Here is a 12,395-nt window from a genome sequence, read left to right as displayed (position 1 = left end):
ACGGTGCAGGGCCGTGCTGCTGTCAAGAGGGGGGCCGGGCTGGGCGTCGAGCTGCGCCATCCAGACGGGGTCACGGCGGGAACTGTGCAGGGTCAGGGGTGGAGCTTGGGATCGGGAACTGTGCAGGTCAATGCTGCCATGCGGGCTGCGAACGTCGCCGCCTCCGCTCGGGGGCCGGGGGTGGGCTGGGTGGTCGAGTTTGGGCTGTGCAGGGTGGGTCGGCTCCGGGAATGTGCAGGTCAGGGCCGGGCGTAGGGGCGGAGGTCCGCGGGTCGCTGTCAGGGGCGGGGGTTGGCCGGATGGTCGAGCTGGGCGGCCCAGGGTGGGTCGGCTCCGGGGACGGTGCAGGTCAACGCTGCTACGCGGGCCGCGAACGTCGCCGCCTCCGCCGCCGTCTCCAGGTCGAGGCGGTCCAGCCGTCCGCCGAGGTGGCCCCGTTCGTCCAGGTGGTGCAGCAGGCCCGCGGTGAACGAGTCGCCCGCCCCCACCGTGTCCGCCACCTCCACGGCAGGCGCGGGGACGCTCGCCCGCCGCCCGTCGAGGGAGACCACCGCCCCGTCGGCGCCCCGGGTGACGATGATCAGGCGGGCGCCCGCCTCGTGCCAGGTGTCGCAGGCCCGCTCCAGCGGCACGCCGGGCATGAGGAAGCCGAGGTCGTCGTCGCTGAGCTTGACGATGTCGGCCCACTCGCACCAGCGCGCCACCGGGTAGTCGGCCGGGCTTGCGAGGCTGGGGCGGACGTTCGGGTCGATCGAGACGGTCGCCCGCGCGGCGGCGGCACGCGCGAACTCCTCGACCAGCCCCCTGCCCGGCTCCCTGACCAGCGCGAGCGAGCCGGTGTGCAGGCAGGACACCGGGCCGAGCCGCTCGTGGTCCAGCTCGGACGGGCGCCACCCCCAGTCGGCGGTGCCGTCGGCGTAGAAGGTGTACGCGGCCCGGCCCTCGCCGTCGAGGGCGGCGACCGCCAGCGTGCTGGCCTCGCCGGCTGTCACGCAGCCGGACACGTCCACGCCGGAGGCGGTGAGGCGGTCGCGGAACAGCGTGCCGAACACGTCTCCCGAGAGCCGTCCGAGGAAGCGGGCCCGCGTGCCGAGCCGGGCGAGCGCGACCGCGGTGTTCGCGGGCCCACCGCCGGGCAGGACGCGCAGCGCCAGTTCGCTGGGGGACGCGCCGGAGCGGGCATCGGCGAAGGCGTCGGCGACGCACTCACCCAGAACAGCGATCATCATGGCCGCCTCTCCGGCGCCGTGGCCCAGGCCCGTACGGGACCGAGGGCGTCTGTCGGAACGCCAGCACATTATGCGTCCTGCCGACCGCCAACGCCTTCGGACCCCTCCGCCTCCCTGACAGAGAGCCCTTCACCTCCCTGGCGGAAAGCCTTCACCTCCCTGGCGGAGAGGCGGAAAGCCGCGCCCCACGTGGAGGCCCGCCCCCGCGCCCTCCGGCCCAGCCGGCCACCCCCACCGCGACCGGTCCCGGCGGCTCAACAGGGTGGGGTGGATGATCTCAGGAGCCCAAGGCGGAGGGGAGAGAGGTGGAGCTCCCGCCCTGCGCCCCCACCACGTCGGGGGTGGGGAGTCGAAGCTTCCGAGCCGCGTCCCTCACCCCGTCGGCAGTGGGGGAGTCCCCTGGCGCCCCCTGTGTCCTGTCGCCGGCGTCAGGGGCGGAGGCCGGTGAAGAGGTCGTCCTCCTGGTCGGGGGCGTCGACCTTGCAGAGCCGGCGCTCGAACGCCTCGTGCGAGAACGCCTGCTGCTGCGTCTCCTCGGGCATGCGCAGCAGGAAGATGTTCTCGCCCTGGCTCTCGTGCGCCCGCAGCGCCTTGAGCTTGCGCTCGACGTACGGGGAGATGTCGACGACCGTGGTGACGCGCTCGTCGGGGGTGCCGAAGTCGTCGGACGGCTGGAAGTCGCCGAGGTCCATGCCGCTGGCGCGCATCATCTCGAACATCCGCCGCATGGCGGCCCGCGGGATGGCGGTGTAGTAGAACTTGTCGGGAATGCCGGTGGCCTCGACGGCCGCCTCGGTGATGCGGTGGGCCTGGACGTGGTCGGGGTGGCCGTAGCCGCCGCCGCCCGTCTCGTCGTACGTGACGACGACCTGGGGACGGTAGCGCTCCATCAGCTCGCCGAGCCTCGCGGCGGCCTTCTCGACCGGCACGTTGGCGAACGCCTCGGTGTGGTGGTTGGTGTGCCAGCCGTCCATGCCGCTGTCCTGGTAGCCGAGCAGCTCGAGGTGGTCGACGGCCAGGTGGCCCGCGGACTCGCGCAGCTCCGCCAGCCGCCGCTCGGCCACCGCGGCCGGGTCGTGCCCGGGATCGCCCGGCTTGACCCCGCCCGGGCCGTCGCCCTGCTCGCCGTTGGTGCAGGTGACCAGGACCGTGCGGATGCCCTCCTCGGCGTAGCGGGCGAGGACGCCGCCGGTGCTCAGGCACTCGTCGTCGGGGTGTGCGTGTACGACCATCAGGGTGAGTTGCCGATCCATGGCTGGAAACCCTACTCGCCGCCGCCGACACTTCCGCCGTCGCCGCCCGCGTGACAGCGGGCCGGTTCTTGGTGGAAAGCCTAGCCCGCCGTTTCCAGGGCAAGGGGAAAGCCTGACCAGAGGAGGAAACGGTGAACACTGCGCAGAAGGCGGGGCAGGAGGCCAAGGGCGCGGCGCGCCGGGCCGCCGACAGCCCGGTTCTGACTGTGCTGGCCCGCGTCGGCCTGGCCTGCCGGGGCGTCCTGTACGGTCTCATCGGCGTGCTGGCGGTGCAGATCGCCCTGGACGGCGGCAAGCGCGAAGCCGACAAGTCGGGCGCCATCTCCACCGTCGCCGCGCTGCCCTTCGGTTTCGCCATTCTGTGGATCATGGTCGTCGGGTTCGCCGCGCTGGCCCTGTGGCAGGCGTCGGAGGCGGTGTTCGGCCACCGCAGGGCCTCCGACCGGGCCTCCTCGGTGGGCCGGGTGGCGGTGTACACGGCGGTGGTCGCCAGCCTGCTCACCATGCTGTTCGCCGGACGGGCGACGTCCGACGACGCCAGGTCGCACGACATCACCGGCAAGCTGCTGGCGCTGCCCGGCGGGCAGTGGATCGTGGGCCTGGTCGGCGTGGCGATCGTGGCGCTCGGGGCGTACTGGGTGCGCGAGGGCGTCAAGAAGAGGTTCGAGAAGGAGCTCGACCTGGGCAGGATGTCGCCCGCGGCCCGTTCGGCGATGGAGCGGCTGGGCGTCGCCGGGTACCTCGCGCGCGGGGCGATCGCCGCGCTGGCCGGGATCTTCGTCGTCCAGGCGGCGATCAGCTTCGACCCCGACAAGGCGGGCGGCATCGACGCGACGCTGCGGCAGTTCGCCGACACGCCGGCGGGGCCGTGGCTGCTCGTGGCGGTGGCGCTGGGGCTGGTGCTCTTCGCCGGGTACTGCTTCGGCGAGTCGCGCTGGCGCCGGACCTGACGGCTCCCACGGGCCCCCCTTACTGCCCAGGCTGCGCGGTCGCCGGCAAGGCTCAGGCTGCGCGGTCGCCGGCAAGGCTCAGGCGGCGCGTCGCCCGTGGGGTTCAGGCGGCGGGTGCCGGCGCCGATGCCGTCGGCGTACCGGGACACCTCGCGCAGCCCGTCCGGCTTCATCATGTCGTCGTACGTACGGGTGTCGCCGCCCGCCATCCAGTCGTACGGCGCGCCGCCCGCGGTGACGAGCTGGATCAGCGGCAGGCGGGTCCTGCCGTGCAGCTCCCGCAGGTTCGCGGTCTCGGACGACTGGATGTACGCCTTGCGCACCTTGTACCGGTTGAGGAGGTCGAGCAGCGGCTCCTCCACGGACAGGCCGATCGCGTCGAAGTACGTGGGGTGCTTGGTCTCCGGGTAGACGCCCACGCCGTGCTCGATCGCCAGCCGCACGACCTCCTCGAACGTCGGGATCTCGGCGAGCCCGTCGAACGCGGTGTTGTCGGGGCGCAGCTCGGGCGCCCGTTCCTCGGCGCGCAGCGTCTTCAGTTCTGCCGGCGTGAAGTCCTCCGTGAACCAGCCGGGCACGGGGCGGCCGTCCACGGTCTTGGTGGTGCGCCGGTCGGCGAACTCGGGGTGGGCGGCGATGTTTGTGGTCCCGGAGATCTCGTTCTCGTGCCTGGCGACCAGCACGTGGTCCTTGGTGGAGACGAGGTGGGGCTCGATGCAGTCGGCGCCGAGGGCGATGGCGGCCTCGTACGACAGGAGGGTGTGCGCGGGCCGGTGCGCGCCGGCGCCCCGGTGGCCGATGACGACGGGGGCGTGGCCGCGGCGGTCGGCGGCGGCGGGAGGGGTCTGGGCCACCACGGCGGCGACCGTCCCGGCGGTCAGGACGGCCAGTACGCCCGCGAGTAAGCTGCGCGTCTTCATGGGGCGGACGGCAGAGCGCGGAGGTGGCCCCGGCGTCAAGGGAGAGCGGACGCACGGAGACGGGCGGGACCAGGCCCGCCCTCGCCTGGGACGGCTCCCCGGGCCTGGTCCGCGTCCGGGTCCGGCGCCGGTCGTGACGCGCGCCGGCGACCGCTGGTCACTCAGCCATATCCCGGCAGAGCGGCGCCCGCAACGGGCGTACGGCCCCGGACCTGGCGGCGGCGAGCACCGCCAGCACGGCCAGCAGCAGCCACGCCGCCACGAGGGCGGTGAGCCAGACCCAACCGGCATGGCCGTAGACGGCGCTGCCCGCCGTGCCGCCCGCGCCGCTGCCCAGGTAGTAGCAGAGCGTGTACGCCCCGGCGGCGGTCCCGCGGGCCTCGGGCGGCGCCTGCGCGGCGACCCAGGCGTTGGCGAGGGCGTGCGCCGCGAAGAACCCGGCCGTCAGCACCGCGAAGCCGGCGACGACGAGGGGGAGCGGCGCGGCCGACGTCAGCAGGGTGCCGGCCAGGGTGGTCAGCAGCGCGGCCACCAGGGCCGGGGTGCGGCCGAGCCGCGACTCGAGGCGTCCGGCGGCGGCGGAGGAGACGGTGCCGAGCGCGTACGAGAGGAACACCAGCGACGCGGCGGCGGGGGCGAGCGAGAGGGGCGGCGAGGTCAGCCGGAACCCGGCCGCGTTGTAGAGGGCGACGAACGACCCCATGGCCAGGCCGCCGACCGCGTAGGCCGGCGCCAGGCCGGGCCCGAGCGCCTGCCGCCACCGGCCGGTCCCGCGCCCGGCGAGAGCCCGGCCCCTGGTCGGCGGGTGGGAAGGGGGCAGGGTGAGGGCGGTGTAGGCGGCGCAGGCCAGGGCCAGGGCGGCGACGACCGCCATGGCCCAGCGCCAGCCGAGCGGCCCCGCCGTGAACCCGGCGCCCAGCCTGCCGAGCATCCCGCCCACCGAGTTGCCCGCGATCATCGCACCCACGGCGGCGGCCAGCCGCGCCTTCCCCACCTGGTCGGCCAGGTACGCCGCCCCCACCCCCGCGAACCCGGCCACCGCCACCCCCTGCAGCGCGCGCAGCACCAGCAGCACGGGGAACGAGGGGGCGAGCGGCAGCAGCAGCCCGGCCGCCGCGGAGGTCAGGACCGACCAGACGATCACCCGCCGCCGCCCGACGGCCTGCGCCAGCGCGGCGAGCGGCAGCACGGCCACGGCGAGCGCGGTCGTGGCCACGCCGATCGCGAGCGACGCGGCGCCGGGGTCGAGCTTGTACGCGGCGGCGAGCTGCGGCAGCACGGGCTGCGGCGCGTACAGCGAGGCGAAGGTCGAGATGCCGGCCGCGGCGACGGCCGCGCCGACCCGCCGCGTGTCCGCTGGAGCTGAGATGGCCACCTCCGCAACGCTAAGCAAGGCTAATAAATACGTCCAATGCGCCAATGAGCGATAATTCATACCGTGATGGATGAAACGGTGGCCGCGCGGCTCGCTCCCTCGCTGGCGCTGCTCGCGGCGGTCGGCGAGACCGGCCACGTCACGCGGGCGGCCGAGCTGCTGGGCATCCCCCAGCCGACCGCCAGCAGGAGGCTCGCCGCGCTGGCCGACCTCCTGGGGACGCCGCTCGTCGTCCCGTACGGACGCGGCATCAGGCTCACCCGCGCGGGCAGGACCCTGGCCGCCGCCTCCGGCCGGGCGCTCGCCACGGTGACGGCGGCGGCCCGCGAGGTCAGGGAGGAGAGCGACCCGGGCAGCGGCCACGTCGTGCTCGGCTTCCTGCACCTGCTCGGCCGCACGCTCGTGCCGTCGCTGATCCGGGGCTTCCGCGAGCGCGGCCCGCGCGTGCGCTTCAGCCTCGCGCAGGGGTCGCGGCAGGAGATGCTGCGCGGGCTGCGCGAGGGCGACATCGACCTGGTGTTCGTCGCGCCGCTTCCCGAGGACGACCCCGAGCTGGTCAGCGTGGCGCTGGCCGAGCAGGAGCTGGTGCTGTCGGTCCCGCAGGGGCACCGCTTCGCCGCGCGCGGCCGGGTGCGGGCCGCCGACCTGGCCGGGGAGGAGCTGGTGACGCTGGAGCACGGCTACGGCCTGCGGCAGATCACCGACGACCTGTGCGCGGCGGCCGGGTTCGAGCCGCGCATCGCGTTCGAGGGCCAGGAGTCGGAGACGGTGCGCGGGCTGGTCGCGGCGGGGCTCGGGGTGGCCCTGCTGCCGCGGTCGGGGCCGCCTCCGTCAGGGGTGGCGGAGGTGCCGCTGTCGCCGCCCGTGTTCAGGACGATCGGCGCCTGCTGGCCCGCGGGGGAGCGGCTCACCCCGGCGGCGCGGGCGTTCCGCGACCACGTCCGCTCGGGCGAGGCCGACGTCGGTCCTGGCCTGCGCCCCGTGAGAGCGGCGACCGCCGCCGTCCCGGATTCCGCTCCGTGACGCCGCCGTCACGGCCTCCCAGGCGCGGACGTTTCCCGCGAGCGGGGCGGGCCGGGCTGGCAGACTGGGCCGGTGACACATGACGGTGACGCGGGCGTGCCGGGCTCGCTGGCGAAGGCGCTCGCGGACGTCGTGGCCGAGCGGGCCGCCCAGGACACGACGTGGGGCATGCAGGCCCTTTCCGACGGCACCGGCGGGCCGGGCACGGTCGCGGCGGCCGACGCCGCGAGGGACGAGACGGGCGCGGCGTCACGCGCGGGCACGCTGACCTGGCGGCACATCCTGATGGAGGAGGTGCTGGAGGCCGTCGCCGAGGACGACCCGGGGCGGCTGCGCGCCGAGCTGGTGCAGGTGGCCGCGGTGGCGGTCAAGTGGATCCAGTCGCTCGACCGCCGGTCCGTCCCGCCGGCCGAGGTCCGTGCCGAACGGTTCCGGCCCATCGCGGACGTCCACGTCCTGCTCGTGCGCGACGGCCGGGTGCTGCTGGGCAGGCGGCGCGGCACCGGGTACGGCGACGGCCTGTGGCACCTGCCGTCCGGTCACCTGGAGGCGGACGAGCCGGTGACGGGCGCGGCGGTGCGCGAGGCGCGCGAGGAGCTGGGCGTCGTCGTCGACCCGGCGGATCTGGCGCTCGTCCACGTCATGCACCGCGCGCCCGAGCGGGTCGGCTTCTTCTTCGCCGCCCGCGCCTGGCGGGGCGAGCCGCGCAACGCCGAGCCGGACAAGTGCTCGGAGCTGGCCTGGTGGCCGCTGGACGGCCTGCCGGGCGACATGGTCGACTACCCGGCGCAGGCCGTCGCGCACGTCCTGGACGGCGTGCCGTTCGCCGAGCGCGGCTGGCCGCCCCCGCTCTCAGGCTGACCGCGCCAGGGCCTGGCCCGGCGTCCCCGGTCCCGGGCCCCGGCTCAGAAGTCCTCGCGCAGGCGGCGCTTGAGCACCTTGCCGGAGGCGTTCTTGGGCAGGGCGTCCACGAACGCCACCCGCTTGGGCGTCTTGAACGGCGCCAGGCGCTCGCGCAGGAAGGCGATCAGCTCCTCGGCCGTCAGCGTGGCGCCGGCGCGCAGCACCACGGCCGCCGTGACCGCCTCGATCCACTTCTCGTCCGGCACGCCGAAGACGGCCGCCTCGGCCACCGCCGGGTGCTGGTAGATGGCCTCCTCCACCTCGCGGCTTGCCACGTTCTCGCCGCCCGACTTGATCATGTCCTTCTTCCTGTCCACGACGGACAGGTAGCCGTCCTCGTCCATGACGCCGAGGTCGCCGCTGTGGAACCAGCCGCCGCGGAACGCCTCGGCGGTCTTGTCGGGGTCGTCCCAGTAGCCGAGCATGGCGTGGGGGCTGCGGTGGACGATCTCGCCGACGACGCCGGGCGGCACCGGGCGGCCGTCCTCGTCGACGACGCGGGTCTCGACGTTGAGCGCGGGACGCCCGGCGGAGCCCGGCCTGGTGAGCTGCTCGTCGGGGCCGAGGATGGTGGCGACGGGGGCCATCTCGGTCTGGCCGTAGAAGTTGAACAGCCGCACGTCCGGCAGCCGGGTGGCGATCTCCTTCAGCACCTCCACCGGCATGATGGACGCCCCGTAGTACCCCTTGCGCAGCGACGACAGGTCGCGGCGGTCGAAGTCGGGGTGGCGCAGCAGGCCGATCCAGACGGTCGGGGGGCAGAACAGCTTGGTGGCGCGCTCGGCCTCGACGGCGGCGAGGATCGCGGCCGGGTCGGCGCCGGGCAGGACGACGTTCGTCGCGCCCAGGTAGATGCCCGGGGTGAGGAAGCAGTGGAGCTGGGCGCAGTGGTAGAGGGGCAGGGAGTGCACCTCGACGTCGTCGCGGCTCATCTCGCCGTCGACGACGCAGGTGACGTACTGGGCGACGAGGCCGCGGCTGGACAGCGTGGCGCCCTTGGGCCGCGACTCGGTGCCGCTCGTGTACATGAGCTGGATGGGGTCGTCGTCGGCGAGGTCCACGTCGGGCTCGGCGGCGTCGGGGTGCTCGGCCCAGGCGGTGAACGGCTCCCAGCCGTCGGCGGCGGCGCCGATCACGCCGCGCACGGCCACCTCGGGCCCGGCCGCGGCGGCGGCCACGGGCAGCAGCGCGTCCTCCACCAGCATGCCGGTGGCGCCGGAGTGCCGCAGGATGTAGGCGACCTCGTCGGGGCCGAGCATGAAGTTGATCGGCACGGAGATCGCCCCGAGCCTGGCCAGGGCGAAGTACGCGACGACGAACGCGTGGTTGTTGTGGCTGAACAGGGCGAACCTGTCGCCCTTGCGCACGCCGCGCGCGGCCAGGGCGTTGGCGGCGCGGTTGACGGTCAGGTCGAGGTCGGCGTAGCTCTGGCGCAGGTCGCCGTGGATCAGGGCGGTCTTGCCCGGGTAGCGGGCGGCGGAGCGTCGCAGCAGGTCACCGATGGCGTTCCGGCGCGTGGTCATGAGCGCGTCCTCCTGTGCACCGAATGATGTTCGGGTGATCCTAGCCGGAAAACGCGGGAGGCGCCCGCCCTCCGGCGGGCGCCTCGTGGTCACGTCAGGTCTGCGAGCCGCCACCCGGCTGGGTGACGCCGTTGACCTTCAGCGTGTACGGCGCGTACTGCTGCACCTGCTCGGTCGGCTCGTCGTACGCCACCACCGCCACGACCTGCGGGAACAGGGCGAACGGGGCGAGCTGCAGCCGGTTCAGCGAGATGGTGCCCTTGCCGTCGAACTGCACCTGCAGGGCCACCTCGTGCTTGTCGTCCAGGCCCACCAGCCGGACGTTCCAGTTGCTCACGGGCGTCGGGGCGATCTCCGTGGGCGAGTCGAACGGGTCGAGGCTCGACCCGTCGCTGACGGCCGTGCCGCCGACGGTGACGTCGTCGACCTTCAGGCCGCCCTCGTTGACCCCGCCGTCGCTCACGTACTGGAAGCCGAGCAGGATCTCCTTGCCCGCGTAGGCGGACAGGTCGTAGCTGCGCGGCTCGAAGCCCGTGGTGGAGCCGTTCAGAGCGGGGCCGAGCGGTCCTGTCACGGTCTTGTCGCCGGCGACCGCCGTGTACGTCTTGCCGCCGTCGGTGGAGACGTTCACGTACGCGTAGTCGAAGCCCTCCTCCGCGCCGTACTTCGCGAGGAAGCGCAGCGTCGGGTCGGCGGCGGGGACCGTCAACTTGGTCACGGCGGCGACGTTGAGGTTGCTGGCGTTGCCGGACCAGAGCACGGGGTTGCCGGCGCGGTCGGGGTCGTCGGAGACGACGGTCCAGGCCAGCGGGATCGGGGGCAGCGTCTTGGCGCCCTCGAAGGACAGGGAGCGCAGGTCGCGGCCCTTGAGCACGGTGCCCTGCGCGTCGCGCAGCGCCACGTAGTCGGCGCCGTTGGGCGCGGCGCCCGGCGTGGCGTGCGAGGCCGGGTTGGCGAGGTTGACGGTGGAGTTGAGGCTCGCGCTCGTCACGCGCTTCTTCGGCACGCCGAGCATGACGCCCTTGGAGGACTGCCCGACGACCTTGTCGACCAGGACCATCGTCTGGTAGTCGTGCAGCACCTTGTACATGTCGGTGACGCCCTCGCCCTCCAGCGCCGCCTTGACACCGGCCAGGCCCTGGTGGTCGCCGTCGCGGTGCAGCTTGGACAGGAAGTCCGCGCCGTACCGGTCGAGCAGGAACAGCATGAACGAGTAGGCGTTGCCGTAGTCGGCGAGCACGGCGCTGCCGCTGCTGCCCTCACCCCAGAGGGTCAGCGCGTTCTCGGGGCCGCCGCAGTCGCGCGGGTTCGGGTTGTACGGCGCCTGGACCGTTCCGAAGCCCTGGAAGCAGTAGATGTGGCTGTCGGCGCCCTTCTCCCAGATGGTCGCCCTGGCGTTGGTGTAGCCGGTGAGGGTCGCGGCGTAGTCGGACAGGCCCTCGTTGACCCAGGTGGTCTCCAGCGGGTCGGTGTAGTAGTGCAGCAGGTGCTGCCACTCGTGCGCGAACGTGGACTCGTACTGGTTCGGCCGGGCGGCGCGCGACGTGCACAGGTCGTTCGTGGGCTCGTCGGGCGGGTTGGCGCCGGTCCTGTGGGCCCAGTCGAACGCGTCAACCGTCATCACGTTGCGGTCGAACAGCTCGTTGAGCTGCGAGGAGAAGAAGCCCGCGATGTAGGTGGGCGCCTGGGGGAAGGTGTAGAAGTTGTCGTCCCTGACGTTGTCGACGAGCGTCACGGTGCGGTTGCCCGCGCCGGTGTAGACGCCGCCGTTGCCGTTCGCGTCGGGGCCGATCCTGGCGTTCGACCCGTCACGGTCGGGCGGGGTGCTGAAGGCCGCCGTCTCCTTCGGGTACATGTTGCCGTCGAACTGCTCGACCAGGTGCTGGACCTGCGCGTCGGTGATCTCGACGGTGCCGGGCACCTGCATGCGGCAGTCGCCCTGGGGGAAGGCCAGGTCGTTGGCGACCCAGACCTCGATGTTGTCGCCCACGCCGCGCAGCGTGTAGTCCTTGCGGTAGTACTGGCCGTTGTAGTCGTCGAGGCCGAGCCACTGGCGGACGGTGCCCACCGGCGGCGTCTCGGCGGCCTGCGCGGTGCGCGCCGTCTTCCTGGCCTCGTACTTGGCCGGCACCTCGACCTTCTTGCCGTCCAGCGTGAAGTCCTTGCGCGTCAGTTCCCTGACGTCGCTGGGCGGGGCCGCCTTGGTGTCGTCGGCCGCCGCGGGCAGCGCCGACAGCAGCGGTAACGCGAGCAGAGCGGCTGCGAATCCGATGATTCGGTTGCGCGCCATGAAACCCCCTTTGTGTGGGTGTTGCTCGGGTGTTGGTTTGGGGTGACATGCCGTGATTACCGAACCTTGATCGAGTGCACAAGGCAAGCATCTGCCAACAAACCGCCCCCGAATTGGTGACCAGGCGGAGGCGGAAGGCGGAAGGTCAGTCCAGGGCGTCCCACGGGACGGCGTCGTACCAGCCGAGCACGCGCGCCGCCAGCGCGGGGTCGGGGCGCAGCGCGACGTCGTCCACCTGGCCCACCGGCACCACGCCGCGCGAGTTGCACACGAACACCAGCCCGAGCCCCGCCAGGTCGGCGACCTTCAGCGGCCGCCGCTCCTGGGGCACGTCCACGCGCTCCAGCAGCCGCATGGTGATGCCGCGCAGCATGGGCGCGTCGGGCCAGACCAGGCGCTCGCCGTCGAAGCAGCCGAGGTTCGTGATCGAGCCCTCGCTGACGATCCCGTGCGCGGACGTCAGCAGCGCCTCGTCGTACCCCTCGCGCCCCACCAGCCGCCCCAGGTGCGCCTGCGCGAAGCCCGCCGCCTTCTTCACGTGGGGGAGGTAACGCTGGAAGACGACCGACCGGAGCCGATAGGGCCCCTGCTCCGCCTCCGCCGGCGGGGCGAGCGTGGCGAGGACGTGCGGCCGGTCGGTCTCCACGACGTACACGCGCACGCTCCCGTCGCGGGCGTCGCCGCCGAGCACGGCACGGACGGCCCCGAGCACCGCGTCGCGGTCCACCGGGGCGCCGAACAGCTCACGGTTGGCCTCGTCCAGGCGGGCCAGGTGCAGGTCCAGGCCGCGCACCCGCCGGTTCCTCACCTGCATGGCGGTGAAGTGCCCGTAGCGGGCGGTCAGCATGAAGCGGGCGTCGGCCCCCACGGGGCGGCCGTCGATCACGGCGCGTTCGATCACGGCGCCTCCTCTCCGTTCCGCCCCATGA

General features: G+C 73.6%; 9 protein-coding genes and 1 pseudogene. 3 read left to right on the top strand and 7 right to left on the bottom strand.

Annotated features, from left to right (window positions below; all coding sequences use genetic code 11):
• Positions 1 to 278: 278 nt before the first annotated feature.
• Together BMX74_RS17760 and BMX74_RS17755 are read right to left on the bottom strand one after the other, a co-directional pair.
• On the bottom strand, positions 279 to 1,229 hold the full coding sequence (locus BMX74_RS17760; protein ID WP_236714657.1) for a carbohydrate kinase family protein: 951 nt from the start codon (positions 1,227 to 1,229) through the stop codon (positions 279 to 281).
• Between the two features lie 428 nt (positions 1,230 to 1,657).
• Positions 1,658 to 2,482 carry a PIG-L family deacetylase gene (locus BMX74_RS17755; RefSeq protein ID WP_091101533.1) on the bottom strand — a complete coding sequence of 275 codons (825 nt, stop codon included), beginning with the start codon at positions 2,480 to 2,482 and terminating at the stop codon, positions 1,658 to 1,660.
• Between the two features lie 131 nt (positions 2,483 to 2,613).
• Here BMX74_RS17755 and BMX74_RS17750 point away from each other — a divergent pair, with 131 nt between their 5' ends.
• Positions 2,614 to 3,432, top strand: coding sequence for a DUF1206 domain-containing protein (locus tag BMX74_RS17750; RefSeq protein WP_055502644.1), 819 nt, complete (start codon positions 2,614 to 2,616; stop codon positions 3,430 to 3,432).
• Positions 3,433 to 3,605: 173 nt separating this feature from the next.
• Here BMX74_RS17750 and BMX74_RS17745 read toward each other — a convergent pair.
• Positions 3,606 to 4,352: pseudogene (locus BMX74_RS17745) on the bottom strand (glycerophosphodiester phosphodiesterase family protein); the annotation flags it as partial.
• Positions 4,353 to 4,509: 157 nt separating this feature from the next.
• Positions 4,510 to 5,727 carry an MFS transporter gene (locus tag BMX74_RS17740; RefSeq protein ID WP_256257006.1) on the bottom strand — a complete coding sequence of 406 codons (1,218 nt, stop codon included), beginning with the start codon at positions 5,725 to 5,727 and terminating at the stop codon, positions 4,510 to 4,512.
• A gap of 66 nt (positions 5,728 to 5,793) precedes the next feature.
• Between BMX74_RS17740 and BMX74_RS17735 the strand changes: the two genes are divergently transcribed.
• Both BMX74_RS17735 and BMX74_RS46495 read left to right on the top strand, forming a co-directional pair.
• Complete coding sequence (locus BMX74_RS17735) at positions 5,794 to 6,750, top strand: LysR family transcriptional regulator (RefSeq protein WP_055502641.1); 957 nt, start codon at positions 5,794 to 5,796, stop codon at positions 6,748 to 6,750.
• Positions 6,751 to 6,822: 72 nt separating this feature from the next.
• Positions 6,823 to 7,611 (top strand): NUDIX hydrolase, encoded by a 789-nt coding sequence (locus tag BMX74_RS46495; RefSeq protein WP_337959853.1) that lies wholly within the window; start codon positions 6,823 to 6,825, stop codon positions 7,609 to 7,611.
• Positions 7,612 to 7,655: 44 nt separating this feature from the next.
• Here BMX74_RS46495 and BMX74_RS17725 read toward each other — a convergent pair whose 3' ends face one another.
• From BMX74_RS17725 to BMX74_RS44135, 3 genes are all read right to left on the bottom strand, one after another.
• Positions 7,656 to 9,176 carry an acyl-CoA synthetase gene (locus BMX74_RS17725; protein WP_091101529.1) on the bottom strand — a complete coding sequence of 507 codons (1,521 nt, stop codon included), beginning with the start codon at positions 9,174 to 9,176 and terminating at the stop codon, positions 7,656 to 7,658.
• 94 nt (positions 9,177 to 9,270) lie between these two features.
• The gene (locus tag BMX74_RS17720) at positions 9,271 to 11,466 is read right to left on the bottom strand and encodes a choice-of-anchor J domain-containing protein (RefSeq protein WP_091101526.1); all 2,196 of its coding nucleotides are present in this window, start codon (positions 11,464 to 11,466) and stop codon (positions 9,271 to 9,273) included.
• A gap of 145 nt (positions 11,467 to 11,611) precedes the next feature.
• A complete protein-coding gene (locus tag BMX74_RS44135; protein WP_177227391.1) occupies positions 11,612 to 12,367 on the bottom strand; it encodes an aminotransferase class IV in 756 nt (251 codons plus the stop codon).
• Positions 12,368 to 12,395 lie beyond the last annotated feature (28 nt).

Source organism: Nonomuraea pusilla, from assembly GCF_900109355.1.
Lineage (GTDB): Bacteria > Actinomycetota > Actinomycetes > Streptosporangiales > Streptosporangiaceae > Nonomuraea > Nonomuraea pusilla.
This window is presented reverse-complemented; position numbering and strand designations above follow the sequence as displayed.

Excerpts from the sequence above, each read along its gene's own strand:
- BMX74_RS17760 (WP_236714657.1), bottom strand. The coding sequence starts at position 1,229 with ATGATGATCGCTGTTCTGGGTGAGTGCGTCGCCGACGCCTTCGCCGAT.
- BMX74_RS17755 (WP_091101533.1), bottom strand. The coding sequence starts at position 2,482 with ATGGATCGGCAACTCACCCTGATGGTCGTACACGCACACCCCGACGAC.
- BMX74_RS17735 (WP_055502641.1), top strand. The coding sequence starts at position 5,794 with ATGGATGAAACGGTGGCCGCGCGGCTCGCTCCCTCGCTGGCGCTGCTC.
- BMX74_RS17725 (WP_091101529.1), bottom strand. The coding sequence starts at position 9,176 with ATGACCACGCGCCGGAACGCCATCGGTGACCTGCTGCGACGCTCCGCC.
- BMX74_RS17720 (WP_091101526.1), bottom strand. The coding sequence starts at position 11,466 with ATGGCGCGCAACCGAATCATCGGATTCGCAGCCGCTCTGCTCGCGTTA.